The sequence below is a fragment of the Microbacterium sp. LS_15 genome (assembly GCF_041954735.1).
Classification (GTDB): Bacteria; Actinomycetota; Actinomycetes; order Actinomycetales; family Microbacteriaceae; genus Microbacterium.
Genome location: NZ_JAVAYD010000013.1, coordinates 1 through 20,965, shown reverse-complemented (window position 1 = coordinate 20,965; position 20,965 = coordinate 1). Strand labels below are relative to the sequence as shown.

The window sequence follows — 20,965 nt, the reverse complement described above, 5'->3', positions numbered from 1 at the left end:
CGAGACCCGGTGCGGGTCGGTGATCGCGTGGATGTAGGGGTGAGAGGACGGGATGGAGGTGACCCGAATGGGTCCGGAGACTGTGACGATGGGAGTCTTCCTTGCATGACTGAGCGCTGTGAGTTCACAATCGCGGGGGCGGAAGCGCCGAAATGCAACGGGGTCAGGGAGGGAAAGGGAGAGGTATACGTTCGAATCATGAACCTCTCTGCCCCTGACGTCACGACCGTTGCGCCCGCCGGGTCGGCGGTGCTAGGACGCCGTAAGCACTACGGGGAGTTCTACGGCCTCGCCCCGCTTCCCGAGAGTTTCGGCGTCGTGCTGGGCAACTGTCAGGCCGAATCGCTGCGGCTCGTGATGGACTCTCCCGAGCGACGGTTCGTCCGCGTCCCGCCGGTGCACGAGATGACGGAAGAGGACGCGCGGCGTCTGCACGAGCTCGTCCCCGCTGCGCACACCGTGGTCACCCAGCCCGTGCGCGACGACTATCACGACCTCCCGCTCGGCACGCGGCAGGTCGCCGCAGCCACGTCGGCGAGAGTGCTCACGGTGCCACCGGTCCGGTTCGCCGGTCTGCATCCGTTCCAGGCGGCGATCCGCGTCCCCGGAGTCGAGGAGGAGCCGCCCGTGGTGGCGTATCACGACATCCGCACCCTCGCGGCGGCGGCCGGTCTGCCGGTGTCGGTGTCGATCTCACCGGAGGCCGTGCGCGCGATCGGCCGCTCCTCGGTCGAGGTCCTCCGCACCCGCGAGTCGACTGCGGGCGTGCGGGTGTCCGATCTGTTCGACGCGGTCACCGCCGATCACGCGCGCACGGTGAACCACCCGGGCAACGCCATCTGGCTCCCGCTCGGAGCGCGGGTGCTCGACGCGCTGGGCGACACCGACGGGCCCGTCGACCCTGGTCGACCGCTGCTCGACGCCGTGCGGGCTCCGCTCGCCCCCGAGGTCGTCGAGGCATGGGACCTGCCCGATGAGCCGCGCGCGGAGTGGATCGTCGAGGGGGAGACGGTCGACGACGAGGAGGTGCGCGAGGCGCACACCGCCTGGTACGCCGCCCACCCCGAGTTCGTCGACGCGGCGATCGAGCGCCTCGCGCCGCTGCTCGCGATCTGGCGTGCGGCGTGACCCGCGCGCCCCTGCTGCTCGTCCACCCCGGCGAGCACGGCGTCGCGGTCTACGCCCGCGACATGGCGTCTGCGATCGGCGGCCTCGCCGACGTGCAGACGGTCGATCCGGCCGACCTCGCGCACGTGCCAGACGGCGCCGCCGTGCACGCGCACTTCACCGACCGGCTCTGGGGCGACACCCCCGAGGATGCCTCGCGGACCTTCGCCGACCTCGCGACCCGGCTGCGCCTGAGCGTCACCCTGCACGACGTGCCGCAGGAGTCCGACGGCGAGCAGAACCGCCACCGACGTCGCGCCGCGTACGGGCTCGTCGCGGCTGCCGCGCAGGCCGTGGTCGTGAACAGCGAGCACGAGCGGGCGCTGCTGCGCGAGGAGGACGTGTGGACGGGGCCCTCTGCCGCCATCCCGTTGCCGGTCGAGCTCGCGACGGATGCCGGACGGGCTGCTGCGGACGGATCGGTCGGCGTCCTCGGGTACTTCTACCCCGGCAAGGGGCACGACGAGGCGGCGGATGCCGCAGCGGCGGCCGGTATCCGCACGCTGACCGTGCTCGGGCGTGCGTCCGACGGCCATGCCGGCGAGCTCGAGACGTTCGTCCGCCGCGCCGCCGACCTCGGCGTCGCGGTCGACGTCACGGGGTGGCTCGACGACGACGAGATCGCGCGACGCGGACGCGCCGTGACGGTGCCGGTGATCGCGCACCGGCACATCTCGGCATCCGGATCTCTGGCCTCCTGGGTCGGCTGGGGCCGCCGCCCCGTCGCGGTGCGCAACCGCTACATCGACGAGATGGCGGCCCTGCGACCGGGAACGCTGACGACGGTCGACGAGGCGCAGCTCTCCCGTGCGCTGCGTGTGGCGGCGGCCGACCCCGACACGACCTGGCACGGACTCGCGCGCCTGCCGCACTCGCGGGCGGATGCCGCTGACGCCTACCTGCGCCTGTGGGACGGACAGGGCTCATGACGACGCCGTGGGCCGTCGGCAATGCGTGGGATGCGGTCGACGGCGTCGTGCCGGACCCGCTGCCGCCCGTGTCGGTCATCGTCTCGCACTACGACCAGCCCGGCGAGCTCGCCCGCACGCTGCATGCGCTCGCCGCGCAGGACTATCCGCGGGAGCTGCTCGAGATCGTCGTGGCCGACGACGGCTCGCCCGGTGAGGTCGAGGTGCCGGAGGGCGTGGTCCTCGTGCGGCAGGAGGATCGCGGATTCCGCCTCGCCGCCGTACGCAATCTCGGCGTCCGCGCCAGCAGCGGGGACGTGCTGTGCTTCCTCGACGCCGACACGTCGCCGGAGCCGGGATATGTGCGGGCGCTCACGCGGCTGCCGGCTCTACTGCCCGAGGCGGTCGTGGTCGGGCGTCGTCGTCACGCCGACTTCACGGGCATCGCCCCGGAAGCGCCCGTCGTCGAGGCCGCCGTCGGCCGCGAGTTGGCGGAACCCGCCTGGTTGGCGGAGGAGTATGCGCGCAGCCGAGGCCTCCTCGACGCCGACGATCGCTCGTACCGGTTCGTGATCGGTGCGGTCATGGGCTGCTCACGGCGTCTGTTCGACGAGGTCGGCGGGTTCGACGAGACGTTCACGTCCTACGGCGGCGAGGACTGGGAGTGGGCGCACCGCATGTGGCAGGCGGGCGCGGTGCTCGCGCATGTGCCGGATGCGGTGGCATGGCACGACGGCCCCGAATGGGCCGACCGTGACGGGTCGGGGATGGACCGCGCCAACGCGCAGACCCTGCGGCTGCAGTCGTCGATCCCGGTGCCCGGCTCGTCGCCGCGCGCGCTGTGGTCGGGATCGGCGGACCTCGTCGCGCGACTGCGCGGGGAGCATTCGACGGCAGCCCTGTTCGTCGCCGCGGACTCGCTGTTCGCCGCGTTCCCTCGAGCGAGGCTGTTCGTGGACGACGTGCCGGCGGAGCTGGCCGAGGATCCCCGCGTGGCCGTGGCGTCGGGAGACATCGACGCCCGCGTCGTCTGGGAGATGCCTCGCCCGGTCGTCGTGCTCGATGCCGCGTGGATCCAGGACCTGGTGCACGGCCTCGGCGCGGGGCGCGTTGGCTCGGTCGAGCTCGTCACCGAGGACGGCTCGTCGCTCGGGTCGCTGCATTCCCGCCGCGCCACGCACCGCGCAGCGCGCTGGGGAACGGAGCACGGCTTCGAGAGCGTGCGGATGCCGGCCGAGGGCATCCACGCGCTGCGAGCCGATCCGCGGGTCGAGGCCTGGGTCGGCGGATGGGGTGGCGTCGAGTCCTTCTGCTGACGGTCCGCCGTCGGGGCGGTGCGGCGGCCGCGATGTATCGCGGTCTGCTTATATGGGGTCATGCATGAGGAACTGCGGGCGGCTGCTGAGCTGTTCAAGGCCCTGTCCTCCGAATCGCGCCTGACACTCCTCCGCATCCTCGCCGACGGCCCGCTGTCCGTCACGCGGATGGTCGAGGCGAGCGGGCTCTCGCAGCCCCTCGTCTCACAGCACCTGCGGTCGCTGCGGGCTGCCGGGCTCGTGGCAGTCGAGCGGTCGGGTCGCGAGGCCCACTACTCGGTGTCGGACCAGCACGTCACCCGTATCGTCGACGACGCGGTCAAGCACGCCTCCGAGGGATGATAATCACTCGCAATTGCAAAAATATATTGCAATGTGTTTATGTATATGGTCGACTCGGACCTCGAAGCCCCGGGGGACCCCGCGGCTCATCCGGAGAAGGAGACCACCATGAGCACTGCTGACATCCACGCCGAGCACACCGTCGCCGACCACGAGCACGGCACCTCCTGCGGGCATGAGGCCGTGGCGCACGACGACCATGTCGACTACGTGCACGACGGTCACAAGCACGCGCTGCACGACGGCCACTACGACGAGCACTGAACGCCCGGCGCAGTCACGAGCGATCGCTGCCGGACTCCCCTGGTCGGGGAGCCCGGCAGCGTCGTCTCACTCGAAGGTCGCGTCGGGGTAGAGCCCCTCGGCGATCCGTCGCACGACCGAGACGTTGCCCAGCGTGCCGGGGAACATGTCCGAGCTCGACACGGCGATCAGGCGATCGTCGCGCACCGCGGGCATGTCGGGGAACGTCGCCGCGAGGTAGGCCCGCGTCGCCTTCTCGTGCTCGGCATCCGTCACGGCGAACACGAGCGCGTCCGGCGCCTCGGCCGCCAGCGACTCCGGTGTGATCTCCGCCGCGAAGAAGTCCGCGAAGGCAGGGTCCTCCGGCGTGAAGACGGTGTCGGCGCCCGCGTGGCGGAGGATGTCGTACTCCACGCCCGCGCCGATGCCGCTCAGTGTCGTGCCGTCGACGTAGATCTGCGCGACGCGCGGCTTCTCGAGCCCCTCGATCGCCGCGTGCACCGACTCGAGCTGCGCCTTCGAGTCGGCGATCAGCTGATCTGCCTCATCCTGCACGTGGAAGATCTCGCCGAGGTTCTCGAGGTCGACGAACAGGTCGTCGACCGTGCCCGACATGCGTCGGTCGAAGCATCCGCCCGTCGCCGTGTAGGCCGCGACCCCGGCCTCGCTCAACTGCTCGATGCTCGCGAAGCCCTGCTCGGCCGTGAACTCGTAGGTGGTCGGCGCGTAGACGAAGTCGGGGTGCACGGCGAGGAGGTCCTCGCGGCTCGGCGGCGTCGCGCCGCCGATCACCGGCACGTCCGCCGCGAGACCGGCGACGTCGTCCGGCAGCTCCTCGACGGTGGCCTGGGCCTGGCCGACGAGGGAGTCGGCGAGTCCGAGGCGCAGCAGCAGCTCGGTCTGCGAGGGGTGCAAGCCGACCGCGGCGGTCGGGACGTCGGGGATCGTCACCGTGGCACCGCAGTTCTCGATCGTCAGGGCGTCTCCCGCCGACGCGGCGTCACCGGCGGGGGCGACCGCGGTGCCGCACGCGGTCAGCGCGAGCAGCCCGAGGCTTCCGGCGGCGGCCACGATCAGGCGCAGGGGGCGGGTGGGATGCTGTGTCATTCGGTTCTCCTTATACCGGGTCGGATCCCGGTGATCCGTGTGGTGGACGGGGGTGGAAGGCGAGGACGCGGGCGCCCGTGCCTGCTTCGGTCGCGACCCGCGCGGTCACGTGGAACACCTCGGCGACGAGCGCGGGCGTGAGCACGGCGTCCGGTGGCCCGGCGGCCACCAGGCGCCCCTCGTCGAGCACGACCACCTCGTCGCAGAACGCGGCGGCGATGTTGAGGTCGTGCAGAGCCGCGATCACGGTGGTGCCGAGGCCGCTGACCACGCGCATGAGGTCGAGCTGGTGAGCGATGTCGAGGTGATTGGTCGGTTCGTCGAGCACGAGGATCGACCCCTGCTGCGCCAGCGCGCGCGCGAGCATGACCCGCTGCCGCTGCCCTCCGGAGAGGCGACGTACGAGTCTGTGCTCGAGGTCGAGCACGTCGGCCGTGCGCAGCGCTTCGGTGACGATGCGGTGGTCGTCGGCGCTGTCGCGGCTGAACGGCGGTCGATGCGGCGAACGCCCGACCATGACGGTCTCGCGCACCGTGAGGTCGAACTCCGACGGCGCATCCTGCAGCATGACGGCGACGGTGCGTGCGAGCGTGCGCGGCGGCAGCGTCGCGACGTCGGCGCCGTCGATCGTGACCCGGCCCGCGTGTGGACGTCGGCCCGTGAACAGGGTGCGCAGGAGGGTCGATTTGCCGCTGCCGTTGGGGCCCAGCAGTCCGAGGATGCGCCCCTCGCCGACCTCGAGGTCGATGCCGTGCAGCACCCGGCGCCCGCCGAGTTCCACGCTCACCGCGTCGAACACCACGCTCATCGGTCGAACCCCGCCCGCTCGCCACCGCGGCGCATGAGCCACAGGAAGAACGGGGCGCCCACGAAGGCGGTGAGGATGCCGAGGGGGATCTCGGTCGGCGCCGCGACAGTGCGCGCGAGAAGGTCGGCGACCATGAGGAACAGCGCGCCGCCGAGTACGGCGACCGGCAGCATCCGCCGATGGTCGGATCCCACGAGCAGTCGCGCGACGTGCGGGACGACGAGTCCGACGAACCCGATGCCGCCGCTCACCGCGACGATCACTCCGGTGAGCAGCGACGCGACCACGAGAAGCAGGGCGCGCACCCGGGTGGTGCGCACGCCGACCGCGACGGCCGATTCGTCGCCCGCGAGCAGCGCGTTCATCGACCGGGAGAGCCCGGCGACCGCGATCAGCGCGATCACCAGGGCCAGTGCGGGGATCGCGAGAGACGGCATGGTGGCCGCCGACACGCTGCCGAGGAGGAAGAACATGACGCTCACCACATTCTGTGCGTCGGTCGTGAGCGTGAGGTAGCTGGTGACCGCGCTCAGCAGGGACCCGAGCGCGACTCCCGCGAGGATCATGCGGGTCGGGGACAGCTCACCGCGAGCGCGAGCAAGCAGGGCCACGAGGATGCAGGAGCCCACCGCCCCCGCGAACGCCGCGCCGCTCATCGTGAGCCCGAGGAACGCGGCGCCTCCCGACACGATCACCAGCACCGCGCCGACGCTCGCACCGGAGGAGACGCCGAGGATGTACGGCTCGGCGAGCGGGTTGCGCACGACGGCCTGCATCGTGGCCCCTGCGAGAGCGAGGCCGGCGCCCGCGAGTCCCGCGAGGAGGGCGCGCGGCAGGCGGAACTGCCAGACGGCCTGATCCTGCAGCGGCGTGAGCGAACCGTCCGTCATCCACGGCATACCGGGCAGCAGGTGGCCGAGCACGATCTTCGCGGCGTCGAGCGGCGGCACCGGGACCGGGCCGATCGCCCCCGACAGCACCACGGTCACGACGATGAGCACGGTGCTGCCGGCCACGGTCGCGCCGAGCGGCAGCATCCGCCGTCCGCGCGGTGCGCGGGGAGGAGCCGAGTGCGTGCGGGTCGCGCGCTGCGCCGTCGCGCTCATCGGGACGCCCCCATCGTCAGCTCGGCTGCGAAGTCCAGCACCGCGAGCCCGAGGTCGTGCAGATCCCCCAGGGCATTCCCGCCGTGACCCGCCTCGGACGCCGTCCACAGGCGCGCCGAGCCGCCGCCGCGCTGCACGGCCTCGACCGTGCGTCGTGTGTCGTCGGCGCGCACTCGCGTGTCGGCGCCGAGGACGATTCCGAGGAACGCGGGGAGCTCGGCGGCATCTGTCGCGGCCTCGGCGAGGGCGAGCGGCGAGAGCCGACGGAGACGTGCCTGCGCGTCGACCGTGCCGTCGTCGCCGAACTCGTCGCGCCAGCGAAAGCCGAGCGGGTGCTGCGCGAGGGCGAGGAGGTCGAGCGGGGCCGCCGTGGTCACGACGCCCGCGCACACCTCCGGATGCTGGAACGCACAGCTCGCTGCCACGACGCCTCCGAGGGAGGCGCCCACGAGCACGAGCAGGTCGTGGCGCGTGAGGCCGAGCTCGACGAGCCCGCGTGCGATGTCGGCGAGGTCGTCGACGGCCTGCTGCTTGCGGGCCCCGCGCCCGGCGGCGCGCCACGCGTCGCCGCGCTCACCGCCGCCGCGGATCTGCGCCGTCGCGTAGGCTCCGCCGTGCTCGATCCACGCGGGGACGGTCGGCTCGAACACGGGCAGGTGCGGCACGCCGAACCCGCCATAGCACGTCAACAGCGTCGGCCATGGTCCGTCGCCGGCCGCGGGGACGGTGAGGTCGACCGTGAGGGTCTCGCCGTCGGTGGCGCGCAGCTCGACGCGCGTCGTGGTGCCGGGGAGGGCATCGGCTCCGGCATCCGCTCCGGTGACGACGCGCGGCGGGACGAGCGGGCCCTCCACGGCGAGGTGCAGGATGCCGTCGTCCACCGCCAGCCCCGTGACGGTGACTCCGGACGGGACGGCGACCGGCCGGGTGCGTGTGGCATCGATCACGTCGACGACCGTGCGTCCGTCCCTGACCCCGAGCACCACGACGCGGTCGTCGAGCACGGCGACGTCGGTGATCTTCAGGGCGTCGTCTCGCAGCGTCCACCGTACGGCGCCGGCCGGGTCGACCACGTCGAGGCCGTCCCTGTGCCACGCGACCACGCCGGAGCCGTTGGGCAGTGCGCGGTGCAGCGCGGCCCATCGTCCGAGCAGAGATCCGGTGGCGCGGTCGCGCAGCGTCGTTCCGCTTCCGCTCCCGCTCCTGGTCTGCGCGAGCAGTCCGCGAGCGCCGCCGGGGAACAGTCGCGTACGCGCGGCCGGCTCGGTGGGCGTCGCCGTCCACTCGCCGCAGTCGACATCGAGTGCGACGATCAGGTCGTCGCGACTCGACACGACCTCGAGGCTGCGGGAATCGTCGCCCCACAGCACCTCGTCGTAGCGGAGACGGATGCCGGGGTGCAGCGCCACAGCGCCGGAGGCGACGTCGACGATGCCGAGCACGGCGTCCTCGTCGGCGGTGTCGGCCCACTCCACGGCGATGCGGGTGCCGTCGGGCGAGGGCGAGATCCGATGCAGGTGCGCGTCGGGGTCGAGGACGCGGCGTCCGGAGGTGTGGCGGATGCCGGGTAGCGGACGCCCCGGGGCTCGGTCGAGCGCGAATCCGCGCACCGGCAGACCGGGCCGGCCGTGGCGTTCGTGCCGGGCGAGTGCGGCGTCGAGCGAGGAGCGGAGCGCGCTCATCGGCCCACCGGATCCGTGAACGCGCCGGATCCCCCCGGCCACAGCAGGTGCCCGCCCTCGTCCATGGGCGTCGGCATCTCGATCGTCTCGACACGGTCGCCGTCGATCAGGTGGATCGCGGCGTCGCCGCCGGCCGTCACGGCGATGACGCCCGTGGCGGGGTCGATCGCCACGGCGCGTCGTTGGGCCGGGCGTCCGTCCACCGCATCCCACGGCATCCGTCCGGGCTGCGGTGGCGAGGTCAGCGGCGGCAGCGGCACGGTGCGCGCGACCCGCGCCCGGTCGCGGTCGACGACGACGAGCGCGTCGCCGTCGGGGTGGATCACGGCCGCGGCGGCGATGCCGGCGGCGAGCGCGAAGCGGAACACGAGGCCCGGCGGCAGCGGCACACTGCGGGAGGCGCCGGTGTGCAGGTCGATCTCGGCGAACGCGTTCGTCCACTCGGGCCAGCGCGAGGGGTCGGCGGACCCGCCGCGGAGCACGCCGGTCGCATGCCCCGTGTCGGCGGCGCGGCGCAGGAAGAAGGCTCGGCCCTCGACGGGCCAGGGGAGCACGCCGAGCGCGACGGGCACGCCGTCGTCGACCGCGAACCGCTCGAGGCCGCGACCGGTGGCGACGGCGAGGACGCCGGATCCGTGATCGACGACGTCGCCGTGACCGTCGTCGGCGAGGTCGTCGCACAGCGTTCCGCGCAGCACGGGAACGTGTGCGCCGAGGGAGAGCGCGTCGGTGAGCCGCACGGCCTCGATCGCGCCGGGCTCGCGGTGGCGCAGCACGATCGTCGGCTCTCCGGTGACGCGATCGGGCACGACGACGACGCCGGGCTCGCCGACGCGGGTGCGGAAGCGCACGGAGGAGTCGTCGGCGAGGTCGACGACGGTGACGACGTCGTTCCACGCCTCCGCGTTCTCGCCCAGCCCCGGGGTGACGACGATGTGGCGGCCGTCGGGGGCGGCGGCGAGGTGCTCGGCGGGGATCGCGATCGGGATCCGTCGAATCCCCTCGCGCCCGGCGACGACCAGCGCGCCGCCCCGGTCGTCGGCGAAGGCCCAGTCGCCGTGGTCTCCGGTGGGGAGCCGCAGCGCGCCGGCATGCTCGGCGAGCCAGGCGTGCGGGGCGGCGACACGCCGAGAGCCGGGGGTGATCGCGAACACGGTTCCGGCCCGGTGGTCAGCGGCGAGGAGGGGGATCGAGAGGATCATGTCGACGATCCTAGTAGATATTGAGAATCATTCTCATTAAAGTCGGTCGTGTTCACATCGTGAACCCCGCCTCGCACCCGCGAGGCGGACGCAGAGAGAAGGAGAAGGAAATGGACAAGCAGATCCTGTCCGAGATCGAAGAGACCGAGCAGCTGGCACATCTGTCGGCGACCCACTCGAACGCGCTCGTCGAGAACCCCTTCGAGTGACACCGAGGTCGCGTCCTGCGGCGCGACCTCCCCGGCCGGGCGTTCCACGCCCGGCCGGGACCACCGGAAAGACCCGAATGAATCGCGCCCCCCGCATCAGCCCCCTGCCGTCCACCGGCGCCCACGTCGTCGCGGTCGACGGCGCACCGCCGCTGCTCCGTCTCCGCACCGGCCACCACGTCGCACTCGACTCCCCGCCCGCGACGCTGCACGACGAACTCGCCGCCGACACCGCTCCATCCGGCTACCTCCGCCGCCTGGTCTTCGAGGTGCAGGAGCGGGAGCGCCGCGACGACGAGCGCCGCTGGCCCGCCGCCCGCCGGCACGTCGGGGTGGTGGGTACGGGGGTGCTCGCGGAGGAGATCGCCCGCGCGCTGGAGGACTGGGGTGCGCGTGTGACCAGGGCGGCCTCGGCCGCGGCACTGGATGAGCCCGCCGTCCTGGACGACACCGCCCTGCTCGTCTCGGTCGCCGACGGCGCCGACGAGCGTCACGACCGCGCCGTGCTCGACGATCTCCCCGCGCCTGGCGCCGCTCGCCTGCGTGTGTACCGCGAGGGGGAATGCGTGCTCGTCGACCCGCTCGCGCTCGATCCGGCAGACGCCACCGCGACGCACGTGTCGAGGCGTCGGGTCGCAGCGAGCACCGCACCGGGCGCCGTCGAGGCGTGGCACGGCCACGGCCCCGCATCCGAGCATCCGCTGGACGCCCCGACCGTCGCCCTCGTGACCGCGCGCGTGCTCACGATGACCCTCGCCTGGGCGCAGGATGCCCCGGCCCTCGCCGATCTTCGCACCACGCTGTGGAAGCTCGTGCCCGCGCTGGGCCGGGTGACCGAGCATCCCGTGCTCGCCTACCCCGCCGCGCACCCGAGGGCGCGCCGATGACCCCGCCGCGCGATGCCCGCCCGCATGTGTGCCTCGCCGACGACGGCATCGCCCTGCGCGGCTGGATCTGGGAGCCGGCCGTGCCACGCGGCGTCGTCGTGCTGCGCACCCCGTACGGCGCCTGGCGGCAGGGGGACACGGCGAGGTCATGGGCGCGCCGCGGCTATCGCTGCCTCGTGCAGGACGTACGCGGGCGCCACGCGTCCGATGGCGAGTGGAATCCGTATCTCGCCGAACGCGACGATGGGCGCGCGGTCGTCGAGGCGATCCGCGCGGAGAGCCGGGGACTCCCTCTCGTGCTCTCGGGTGGATCGTACGACGCGCACGCCGCCCTCGAGGCCGCGCGCGAGATCGAGGTCGAGGCGCTCGTGCTGATGGTGCCGGCGCTGGGGCTCTCCGAGACCGCGTGGGATGCCGACGGCAGGCCGCAGCTCTACCACCGGATCGGGTGGTGGCACCAGCACGGCCGTGGTCCGCGGTCGCACACGCCGCTCACGGAGGAGCAGCTGGTCGGCAGGGTCGCACATGCCGCCGAGGTCGGCGTGCATCGTGCGGCAGAGGAGTGGGGCTGGGCCCCGACCGTGCTCGCCGGATGGCGACGGTTGTGGGCGGCGCCGCCGCTCGACCTCCCGCGTGCCTACGGCGCGATCGACGCACCGCTGCTGCTCGTGCGCGGCGACGACGACTTCTTCCACGACGACGCCGGACGCCTCGCGGCCTCGTGGAGCGGCGACGTGCACCTGGTCGACGGACCCTGGGGGCACCGGCTCGGGGCCGACATCGCCGACGACGAGGTGCGCGCGCGGCTGCGCGACTCCGGAGGGATCGGCGGTGTGCTCGACGCCTGGCTCGCGCACGCCGGGCTGCCCTCGGGCGTCGACACGGTGCGTCACCGCGTCCCGGCGGGGCACCGCTCTCGGTCGGCGTTCGACCCGCTCACCGGCCGCTGGCAGCACGAGAGGACAGCATGACCCCGCACGACACGACATTGCCCGTGGAGGCGCTCGTCGACACCGAGACCGGCATCATCCGTTCGGTGCGCGAGGTGCCGCATCCGCCCGGAGCCCCGCACCGCTACCTCGCGCTCACCGCGTCGGTCTCGGATGCCAGGGCCCTGGGCGAGTGGCCCGCCGACCGGGTGTCGCTCGGCACATCGTTCGGCGACGTGGACCAGGCATGGATCGCGGCGGTGGGCGAGGGAGTGGAGCGCTACTGCGGCAACTGGCTGCCCGAGCACCTCGCGCCCGACGACCTCCGCATCGCGAGCGCCGCAGAGCTGCAGGCCGACGGGGAGCACCTGATCGACCTCGACGCGCTGCCGCGCTTCGCCGATTGGCAGCTCGCACGCCCGGACTTCGCCTACCGCCGGCTCGATGCAGACACCCGCACGCTGTGGGCGCTGTGCCGCGACGAGCAGGACCTCGGGGTCTGGCTGCCCGACGCCCTCGTGCACCTCAACTGGCGCCAGTCCCGCTTCCGCGACCTGCCGCGCACGCACCACCTGAACTACGCCGGCATCGCGACCGGCGCCGGCCACCACGACGCCCGCGACCGGGGCGTGCTCGAGGTGATCGAACGCGACGCTCTCGAGGTGTGGTGGCACCTCGACGGCCCGACGTTCGGCATCGACCCGGCCACCGTGCCCGGCCTGCTCGACGACCTGCGCGGCAGCAGCCTGCGTGTGCATCTCGTCGCCATGCCGACGGAGTTCGCGCCCGCGATCGCCGCGCTCGTGCACGACGAGGAGCGCGGACTCTACGCCGCGGGATTCTCGGTCGCGCTGGATCCGGCGAAGGCCGCGCGCAAGGCCGTGCTCGAAGCCGTGCACACCTGGATCTACACGCAGGGATGCACGGCTGCCGACGGCTGGGTGTTCCGCGCGGTCGAGGCCGGGGTCATGGCGAAGGGGCTCATGCTCGACTTCCGCCCGGACGCCGACTACCTCGTGGCGGCCGGTCCGCACTGCCAGAACGTGATCGACCTGGGGGCGCATGTGCAGGTGTGGCTCGACCCCGCGGTGCACAGCGAGGCTCGCCGGTTCACCGACCCGGTGCTGGGCGTGCGGCCTCTGAGCGCCGTGCCAGCCGTGACGATGGCCGAGGTGCACCGACGTCTCCGCCGCGGTGGTCACCGGGTGCTCACGCGCGACCTCACGACCTCCGATGTGCGCCGCACCCGGCTGCGGGTGGTGCGCACGATCGTCACGGGCCTGGTTCCCAACGCGCCGGCCGCGTTCTCGTATCTCGGGATGCCGCGGTTCCGCGAGGCCGCCGCGCAGCGGGGATGGCGCACGACGTGGACGGGCGGCCCCGACGATGTCACGCTCCTGCCTGCGCCGCACATGTGAACGGACGACCATGACTCCTCGACGGATGAGCGAGCGAGCGGATCTCGGCGATCCGCTCGCACGCGCGCTCACGCCCGAGCATCCCGGTGCCCCGCGTCCTCCCGGACCCCGCGTGAACGACTGGCGGAGGGCGGGAGCAGAGGCGAGCGTGCTCGACCCTGCGCTGCGCGCACTGCTGGATGCGCTGTGGCGTCCGGGCGACTTCCATCGCGCGGCGGATGGCGCAGCGACCGGCATCCGTCGTCGTCCCGTGCCCTCGGCCGGAGGCTGCTATCCGGTGCAGACGCATCTGGTCGTGGACCGCGAGCGCTGGGTGTTCGACCACGAGCACGGTGTCGCCCGACGCCGCGACCCCGCTGCGGAACGAGCGGCGGGGTGGGGCCTCGAGACGCCGACCACGGCGACGCGGCTGGTGTTCGCGGTGCAGCCCGGCCGCTCGTTCGGACGCTACCGGCACCGGGCCTGGCCGCTGTGGATCGCCGACACCGCCTACGCTCTCGCCGCCGCGGAGTTCGTTCTCGACGGTCGAGCGGATGCCGTGACCCACGGCCCCTCCGCGGCACTGCGCGCGCTGCTCGGGGTGCCTGCGGGTGCCGACGCGCAGCGCTGGACGGATCGGGGACTCGCCCCCGAGATCCCCCTCGTCGCGGTCGAGATCCCGGAGCGGCCGACGCTGCGACCCGACGCCGTGCATGCTCTCGCCCGGCGCCGGTCGCCGTCGCCGCAGCAGTTCCTCTCGGGCGAGGTGCGCCGTCGCCCGGCCTCCCGCGTCGAGCGGATAGCACGCGCCTCCGGCCAGGGGTGGGTGCGCGGGGCCGCGTCGATCCGTTCGTGGTCGGCGCCGGTCACCGCCCCGCCCGCCGAGATGGCCGCCGCGCTCTGGCGCGGGCACCTCGCCGCCGCCCGCCTCACCTACGCCGCGGCACTGCAGGGCCTGCGCAGCCGCGCGGTGTCCGGCTTCCCCGCCGCCGCCGACCGCTGGACCTTCCATGCTCTCGCCTTCCTCGACGTCCCCGGAGACCGCCCATGATGATCGTGCCCGAGCTCTGGCGGGAGGCCGCGCGTCACCCGCGTATCCTCTCCGCCGGCATCTCCCTCCAGCTCCTCGTCTTCACCACGCATGTGCTGCAGGCCCTCGCCCTCGCCACAGCGCTGGCGGCGTTCGTGCACGGCGACGGCGGACGAGCGCTCGCCGGACTCGGCGCGATCCTCGGGATCGGCGTGGTCCGGCTGCTCCTGGGCCTCGCGCAGGGCGACGCCTCGACGCGTCTCGGCGGGCGCGTGCGCGAGGGTCTGCGCACGCGGGCCGTGGCGGCGGTGCTCGTTCCGGGGCGTCTGCACGATGCGACGCTGCGCGACGGGTCGACCAGGCTCGCTCTCGGCGACGGCATCGACGGCACCGAGGCCTACGTCGCGAAGTACATCCCGGCGGTCGTGCAGCTCGTCGTCGGCAGCGCCGCAGTCGTTGTGCTGCTCGCCCTCGTGTCGCCGGTGGTCGCCTCCTTCCTCGCCCTCGCGGTGCTGCTCGCGGTGCTCGGGCCCCTGGTCTGGAAGCGGATGCTGTCGCGCCGCGGCTTCTCGCACTGGGACAGCTACGAGGAGCTGAGCGGCGACATGCTCGAATCGCTGCGCGGCATGTCGACATTGCGCACCCTCGGTGACGTGCCGGGCACCCGAGAGCGACTGCAGACGCGGTCGGAGGCGCTGCGTCGCGCGACCGAGCGGGTCATGCGCTCGTCGCTCGCCGAGACGGCCATCACGGACTTCGCCGTGCAGGCCGGAGTGGTCGTCGCCGCGGCCGTCGCGATCGTCGACGTGCTCTCGGGGCGCGCCACGACCGTCGAGGTGTACGTGCTGCTGCTGCTGTCGTCGGAGGTGTTCCGTCCGGTGCGCGAGCTCTCCCGGCACTGGCACGCGGGCTTCCTCGGTCTCACGGCGGTGCCGGGGCTGCGCGCTCTCGGTGCTTTCGCCACGGCTCCCGCTGGCGACGTCAGCTCCCCGCTGGATGCCGCGCGGCGGCCCGCACCCGCCGGATCCGAGCTCGTGATCTCCGGACTCTCGTACAGGTATCCGGGTGCCGAGCGTGCGGTGATCGACGGCGTCGACCTCCGGGCGACGCGCGGAGCGGTTCAGGCGATCGTGGGACCGTCGGGAGCGGGGAAGTCGACGCTGTTCGACCTGATCCTCGGCTTCCTGCCGCCGGCGAGCGGGACGATCGCGCTCGACGGCCGTCCGCTGAGCGTCGCCGACATCGCCGTGGTCTCGCAGCGTCCGGTGCTGTTCTCCGCGACCGTGCGCGAGAACATCGACCTGTTCGGCGCCGGTGAGCGCGAGCTGGTGGAGGCCTGCGCCGCGGCCGGCGTGCTCGACGAGATCCTCGCGCTCCCCGGCGGCTTCGACGCCCCGGTCGCCGAGGCCGGAGCGAGCCTGTCGGGAGGGCAGCGGCAGCGGCTCGCGCTCGCCCGCGCGCTGCTGGCGCGGCGTCCCGTGCTCCTGGTCGACGAGCCGACGAGCGCTCTCGACGACCGCAGCGCCGAGGTGGTCGCCGAGACCCTCGCACGAGTGGCGGCCGACCGGATCGTGCTGATGATCAGCCACCGTCCCGAAGCGCTTCGCCGCGTGACCCGTGTGCATGCGCTCAACGGGGGCGCACTCGTGGAGGTGTCGTCGTGACCGGCGGCACGGTGCGCGTGCTCGCCCGACTCGTCCCGCCGCTGCGTCCCGAGTGGCGCGGCATCCTCGGCACGTTCGCGCTGTCGACGACCAGCCTGCTCGCGCTGTCGGCGATCGCCGTGCTCGCGGCGCTCGGGGTCGGCGGCGCCGTGGTGCACGGCGCGGTGCCGTCGGCGCCGTGGTGGCTCGCGATGGTGCTCCTCGTGCTGCTGCGCACGCTGCTCACCTGGCGCGAGATGGACGTCTCGCACGCGCTCGCCTACCGCGTGCTCGCCCGACTGCGGGTCGCACTGTTCGACGCGTACGCGCGCAGCGTTCCCGGTCGCCGCCGCGAGCACTCCGGCCGGGCGGCGGCCGTCGCGATGACCGACATCGAGAAGCTCGAGTTCTTCTACGCGCACACCCTGGCTCAGATCGGCGCCTCACTGACGCTGTTCCTCGCGGCGCTCGGTGCGGCACTCGCGCTCATGCCCCCCGCCGCGCTCGTGATGGTCGCCGGCGCGGCGCTCGTCGGACTCACGGCCTGGCTCGGTGCGGGCCCCTCCCGTCGTATCGGCGCGGACGAGCAGGCGGAGCGCGAGGAGCAGTCCGAGCGTCTGGTCGACGCCCTCGGGGCCCTCCGCGAGGTGCTCTCCTACGGTCTGCAGCGGCGGGTGATCGACGAAGCAGCGGCCGGCACCCGCCGGTCGGCCGTGACGGCCCATCGTCGCGAACTGGTCGCCCGCGTCGTCGACGGCACGCGCGAACTCACCCTGACCGGCGTGGTGATCGGCGTCATCGCCGCGACCCTCGTGAACGACGGGGTCGGCGACAGTCGCACCGCCTCCCTGCTCCCCGCCGTGGTCGCGCTCGCCGTCGCCGGGGTCGCGGCGATCGCCGACGCCGCGCACACGCTGTCGGAACTGCATCCGCTGGTCGCGAGTGCGGCCAGGGTGGACGCCGGACTCCGCCGCGCACCCGTGGTCGCCCCCGTCACCGACCCGGTGCCGCTGCCGGACGGGCCGCTCGGGCTGCGCCTGCGCGATGTGGACTTCTCGTACGACGACCGCACCCGGGTGCTGCAGGGATGGTCGGCCGAGGTCGCCCCGGGCGAGCACGTGGGCCTCGCCGGGGCGTCCGGTGCGGGCAAGAGCACCGTCATCGCGCTCGCCGCGCGCCTCTGGGATCCGTCGGCGGGGGTCGTGGAACTGGTCGACGACGAGGGGCGCGGTTATCGCCTGGACCGAGTTCCGGATGCCGAGCTCCGCCGCACGGTCGCGGTGGTCGAACAGGACGCCCGGCTGTTCCATGGCAGCGTCCGCGACAACCTGCGGCGCGGCTCCGCGCTCCGGGGTGACGAGGAGCTCGAACGGGCGCTCGAGATCGTCGGCGCGCGCGAGTGGATCACTCTCGACGACGAGATCGGCGAGCACGGCGCCCGCCTCTCCGGGGGGCAACGGGCCCGGCTGGCGCTCGCCAGGGCCCTGTGCCGGAGACCGCGGATCCTCCTCGTGGACGAGATCACGGCGAGCCTCGACCCGGCGACGGAGCGGGTGATCTCCCAGGTGCTCGTCGAGGTCGAGGCGACCGTCGTCGTGGCCTCGCATCGGCGGGAGACGCTCGATCGGCTCGACCGGGTCCTCCGCGTTGATGGGTCTCGCAGCGCTGCTAGAGCCGATCGACCGCCGTCACGGTGACGACGGCGGCGCCCTCCTCGTCGGAGGCGGCGAGGTCGACGGTCGCCGAGATGCCCCAGTCGTGGTCGGCGGCCGGATCATCGATGATCTGACGGACGGTCCACTCCGTCGCGCCCTCGGTGAGGAGGAGCAGTTGGGAGCTGCGAGCGTTCGCGCCGGTGAGGATCTCGTCGTGGTCGGCGAAGTACCCGTCGAGCGCGTGCGACCAGGCATCGGCGCCGAACGACGGGTCGAGTTCCGCGAGCGCCGCGACATCCTCGCGGGCCGCGAGCTGCACTCGACGGAACAGCTCGTTGCGCACCAGGATGCGGAAGGCGCGGACGTTCGCGGTGAGGCGCTTGGGCGCCGGCGGCACGATGGGCTCGTCGTCGTGGTCCTGCGGGACGCCGGCCACGAGCTCCTCCCACTCGTCCAACAGGCTCGAGTCGACCTGGCGAACGAGCTCTCCCAGCCACTCGATGAGGTCGCGCAGATCCTCGTCCTTGAGCTCCTCGGGGATGGTCTGCGACGCTGCACGGTACGCATCGGACAGGTAGCGCAGCACGACGCCCTCGGAGCGGGCGATCTTGTAGTGGGCGACGTACTCGCCGAACGACATGGCCCGCTCGTACATGTCGCGGACGACGGACTTCGGATGCAGTTCGAAATCGCGGATCCACGGCTGCGCCGCGCTGTACGTCTCGAAGGCCGCCGTCAGGAGCTCGTCGAGCGGCTTCGGATACGTCACCTCTTCGAGCAGCTCCATGCGCTCGTCGTACTCGATGCCCTCGCGCTTCATCGCCGCAACGGCTTCGCCGCGCGCGAGGAACTCCTGCTGCCCGAGCACGGCGCGCGGGTCGTCGAGCGTGGCCTCGACGATCGAGATCATGTCGAGCGCGTACGAGCCCGTGCCCGTGCCGGCGGACGGATCCGGGTCGAGCAGCTCGAACGCGGCGAGCGCGAACGGCGACAGCGGCTGGTTGAGCGCGAAGTTGGGCTGCAGGTCGACCGTGAGGCGGATGGCGCCGTCGGGCGCGCGCTCCACGACGCCCGATTCGAGCAGCGTGCGGAAGATCCCGATCGCGCGTCGGGCCAGCTCGCGCTGCCGCGCGCGCGGCTCGTGATTGTCGTACACCAGCGCGCGCATGTTCGCGAAGACGTCGCCGCCGCGGGCGATCACGTTGAGCATCATGGCGCTCGTGATCTGCATGTGCGAGGTCAGGGTCTCCGGCTCCGCGTCGATCAGCTTTCGGAACGACGGCTCGCCCCATGACACGAACCCGTCCGGAGCCTTCTTACGGATGATCTTCCGCTTCTTCTTCGGGTCGTCGCCGGCCTTCTTGATCGCCGCGATGTTCTCGCTCTCGTGCTCGGGGGCCTGTGCCACGACCGTGCCGGCGGTGTCGTACCCCGCGCGTCCTGCGCGCCCCGCGATCTGGTGGAACTCCCGCGCGTTGAGCTGCCGCATCCTGGTGCCGTCGAACTTCGTCAGCGCCGTGAGCAGCACGGTGCGGATCGGCACGTTGATGCCGACGCCGAGGGTGTCGGTGCCGCAGATCACGCGCAGCAGGCCGCGCTGCGCGAGCTGCTCGACGAGGCGGCGGTACTTCGGAAGCATCCCCGCGTGGTGCACGCCGATCCCCGCACGCAGGAAGCGCGAGAGCGTCTTGCCGAACGCCGTGGTGAAGCGGAACCCGCCGATCAGCGCCGCGATCTCGTCGCGCTGCTCGCGCGTCGCGACCTTGGTGCTCGACAGGGCCTGCGCGCGCTCCATGGCCGCCGCCTGCGAGAAGTGCACGACGTAGACCGGCGCCTGCCCCGTGCCCAGCAGGTCGTCGATCGTCTCGTGGATCGGCGTCGCCTCGTAGAAGAAGTGCAGGGGCACCGGGCGCTCGACGCCCGTGACGGATGCCGTCTCGCGGCCGGTCCGCCGGGTGAGGTCGGACGCGAGCTGCGTGACGTCGCCGAGGGTCGCCGACATGAGGATGAACTGCGCCTGCGGCAGTTCGAGCAGCGGAACCTGCCACGCCCAGCCGCGGTCGGGGTCGGCGTAGAAGTGGAACTCGTCCATCACGACCTGCTGCACCGCGGCATCCGGTCCCTGTCGCAACGCGAGGTTGGCGAGGATCTCGGCCGTGCAGCAGATGATGGGGGCGTCGGGGTTCACCGACGAGTCGCCCGTGATCATCCCGACGTTCGCGGCGCCGAACACGTCGACGAGCGCGAAGAACTTCTCGCTCACGAGAGCTTTGATCGGTGCCGTGTAGTACGAGCGGCGCCCGGTGACGAGGGCCGCGTAGTGGGCGCCGACCGCCACGAGCGACTTCCCCGTGCCGGTGGGCGTCGAGAGGATGAGGTTGTTGCCGGACACGATCTCGATCAGCGCCTCGTCCTGCGCGGGGTAGAGGCTGATGCCGGTCGACTCGACCCAGTCGACGAACGCCGTGTTGACGGCATCCGCGTCTGATCCGTCAGCCAGGGTCGTCGGGTCGAGGAGCATCCTTCGATCCTTTCATCCCCGCGTCCGCTTTCGAATCGCTTGACTTGCAGCTCCGACGCCCGGAGATCTGCAAGTCAAGCGATTCGAAAGGGCGTGACCTCAGACCGCGGTCGCGGCGCGCAGCGCGATGCGGACCATGTCGCCGAACGTCTGCTCGCGCTCCTGCGCGGTGGTCTCCTCGCCCGTGACGATGTGATCGGAGACCGTGCAGATGGCCAGCGCGCGGCGCTCGTAGTAGGCGGCGAGCGTGTACAGGCCGGCGGCCTCCATCTCGACGCCGAGCACGCCGTGCTTCACGAACGGCTCGGTGAGCTCGGGGCGGGTGCTGTAGAACTGGTCGCTCGAGAAGAGCAGGCCGACGTGCACGGCGGAGTCGATCGGCTCGGACTCGCTCGCCTCGACGGCCGCGCGCAGCAGACCGAAGTCGGCGACGGGCGCGTAGTCGAGCCCGTGGAACCGCACGCGGTTGATGCCGGAGTCGGTGCACGCGCCGTTCGCGATGACGATGTCGCGCACCGCGAGCTTCTCGGTCAGGGCGCCGCACGAGCCGACGCGCACGATCGTCTCGACCCCGTAGGAGTCGAACAGCTCGTTCGCGTAGATCGCCATCGACGGCTGCCCCATGCCCGACCCCTGCACCGAGACGCGGTGCCCCTCCCAGGTGCCGGTGTATCCCAGCATCCCGCGGGTCTCGGAGTAGAGCTCGGCGTCTTCGAGGAACGTCTCGGCGATCCACTTCGCCCTGAGCGGGTCGCCGGGGAACAGGACGAGGGGGGCGATCTGGCCGGGCTCTGCGGCGGTGCCGCCCCTTAT

At 72.6% G+C, this 20,965-nt stretch carries 19 protein-coding genes; 12 read left to right on the top strand and 7 right to left on the bottom strand.

Features of this window, described 5'->3' with window-relative positions:
* The first annotated feature begins 198 nt into the window (after positions 1-198).
* The 5 genes from RAC69_RS14160 (at position 199) to RAC69_RS14140 (ending at position 3,997) form a co-directional block, all read left to right on the top strand.
* A complete protein-coding gene (locus RAC69_RS14160) occupies positions 199-1,128 on the top strand; it encodes a WcbI family polysaccharide biosynthesis putative acetyltransferase (RefSeq protein WP_375087378.1) in 930 nt (309 codons plus the stop codon).
* Positions 1,125-2,096, top strand: a complete 972-nt coding sequence (locus RAC69_RS14155; protein ID WP_375087377.1) for a hypothetical protein — start codon at positions 1,125-1,127, stop codon at positions 2,094-2,096. The genes RAC69_RS14160 and RAC69_RS14155 overlap by 4 nt, the downstream gene beginning before the upstream one ends.
* On the top strand, positions 2,093-3,391 hold the full coding sequence (locus RAC69_RS14150; protein ID WP_375087376.1) for a glycosyltransferase family 2 protein: 1,299 nt from the start codon (positions 2,093-2,095) through the stop codon (positions 3,389-3,391). The genes RAC69_RS14155 and RAC69_RS14150 overlap by 4 nt, the downstream gene beginning before the upstream one ends.
* Before the next feature lie 60 nt (positions 3,392-3,451).
* Entirely contained in the window at positions 3,452-3,733 is a 282-nt protein-coding gene (locus RAC69_RS14145; protein ID WP_375087375.1) for an ArsR/SmtB family transcription factor, read from the top strand.
* A gap of 108 nt (positions 3,734-3,841) precedes the next feature.
* Positions 3,842-3,997: a zinc transporter permease gene (locus RAC69_RS14140; RefSeq protein WP_375087374.1), complete on the top strand. Its 156-nt coding sequence runs from the start codon at positions 3,842-3,844 to the stop codon at positions 3,995-3,997.
* A 66-nt stretch (positions 3,998-4,063) separates the two neighbouring features.
* On the opposite strand, the gene RAC69_RS14135 is transcribed toward RAC69_RS14140, so the two are convergent.
* From RAC69_RS14135 to RAC69_RS14115, 5 genes are read right to left on the bottom strand one after another with little or no spacing between them, the layout of a single operon-like run.
* Positions 4,064-5,083, bottom strand: coding sequence for an ABC transporter substrate-binding protein (locus RAC69_RS14135; protein WP_375087373.1), 1,020 nt, complete (start codon positions 5,081-5,083; stop codon positions 4,064-4,066).
* 10 nt (positions 5,084-5,093) lie between these two features.
* Positions 5,094-5,891: an ABC transporter ATP-binding protein gene (locus RAC69_RS14130; protein ID WP_375087372.1), complete on the bottom strand. Its 798-nt coding sequence runs from the start codon at positions 5,889-5,891 to the stop codon at positions 5,094-5,096.
* Entirely contained in the window at positions 5,888-6,997 is a 1,110-nt protein-coding gene (locus tag RAC69_RS14125; protein WP_375087371.1) for a FecCD family ABC transporter permease, read from the bottom strand. Before RAC69_RS14125 ends, RAC69_RS14130 begins: the two co-directional genes overlap by 4 nt.
* Positions 6,994-8,679, bottom strand: coding sequence for a prolyl oligopeptidase family serine peptidase (locus RAC69_RS14120; RefSeq protein ID WP_375087370.1), 1,686 nt, complete (start codon positions 8,677-8,679; stop codon positions 6,994-6,996). Before RAC69_RS14120 ends, RAC69_RS14125 begins: the two co-directional genes overlap by 4 nt.
* A complete protein-coding gene (locus RAC69_RS14115) occupies positions 8,676-9,881 on the bottom strand; it encodes a hypothetical protein (RefSeq protein ID WP_375087369.1) in 1,206 nt (401 codons plus the stop codon). Before RAC69_RS14115 ends, RAC69_RS14120 begins: the two co-directional genes overlap by 4 nt.
* Before the next feature lie 110 nt (positions 9,882-9,991).
* Here RAC69_RS14115 and amiA point away from each other — a divergent pair, with 110 nt between their 5' ends.
* The 7 genes from amiA to RAC69_RS14080 all read left to right on the top strand — a co-directional run bounded on the left by amiA (position 9,992) and on the right by RAC69_RS14080 (position 17,673).
* Positions 9,992-10,090, top strand: coding sequence for a streptamidine family RiPP (gene amiA / locus RAC69_RS14110; RefSeq protein ID WP_268768111.1), 99 nt, complete (start codon positions 9,992-9,994; stop codon positions 10,088-10,090).
* Between the two features lie 77 nt (positions 10,091-10,167).
* Complete coding sequence (locus tag RAC69_RS14105; RefSeq protein ID WP_375087368.1) at positions 10,168-10,977, top strand: hypothetical protein; 810 nt, start codon at positions 10,168-10,170, stop codon at positions 10,975-10,977.
* Positions 10,974-11,948: a CocE/NonD family hydrolase gene (locus RAC69_RS14100; RefSeq protein ID WP_375087367.1), complete on the top strand. Its 975-nt coding sequence runs from the start codon at positions 10,974-10,976 to the stop codon at positions 11,946-11,948. The genes RAC69_RS14105 and RAC69_RS14100 overlap by 4 nt, the downstream gene beginning before the upstream one ends.
* On the top strand, positions 11,945-13,324 hold the full coding sequence (locus RAC69_RS14095; protein ID WP_375087366.1) for a YcaO-like family protein: 1,380 nt from the start codon (positions 11,945-11,947) through the stop codon (positions 13,322-13,324). The genes RAC69_RS14100 and RAC69_RS14095 overlap by 4 nt, the downstream gene beginning before the upstream one ends.
* Positions 13,325-13,349: 25 nt before the next feature.
* Positions 13,350-14,354 (top strand): hypothetical protein, encoded by a 1,005-nt coding sequence (locus RAC69_RS14090; RefSeq protein WP_375087365.1) that lies wholly within the window; start codon positions 13,350-13,352, stop codon positions 14,352-14,354.
* Positions 14,351-15,997: an ATP-binding cassette domain-containing protein gene (locus RAC69_RS14085; RefSeq protein ID WP_375087364.1), complete on the top strand. Its 1,647-nt coding sequence runs from the start codon at positions 14,351-14,353 to the stop codon at positions 15,995-15,997. Before RAC69_RS14090 ends, RAC69_RS14085 begins: the two co-directional genes overlap by 4 nt.
* A complete protein-coding gene (locus tag RAC69_RS14080; RefSeq protein ID WP_375087363.1) occupies positions 15,994-17,673 on the top strand; it encodes an ATP-binding cassette domain-containing protein in 1,680 nt (559 codons plus the stop codon). The genes RAC69_RS14085 and RAC69_RS14080 overlap by 4 nt, the downstream gene beginning before the upstream one ends.
* Here RAC69_RS14080 and RAC69_RS14075 read toward each other — a convergent pair.
* Both RAC69_RS14075 and deoD read right to left on the bottom strand, forming a co-directional pair.
* Positions 17,645-20,152, bottom strand: coding sequence for a DEAD/DEAH box helicase (locus tag RAC69_RS14075; protein WP_375087362.1), 2,508 nt, complete (start codon positions 20,150-20,152; stop codon positions 17,645-17,647). The two genes, RAC69_RS14080 and RAC69_RS14075, sit on opposite strands and share 29 nt — an antisense overlap.
* Positions 20,153-20,251: 99 nt before the next feature.
* Complete coding sequence (deoD, locus tag RAC69_RS14070; RefSeq protein ID WP_375087361.1) at positions 20,252-20,965, bottom strand: purine-nucleoside phosphorylase; 714 nt, start codon at positions 20,963-20,965, stop codon at positions 20,252-20,254.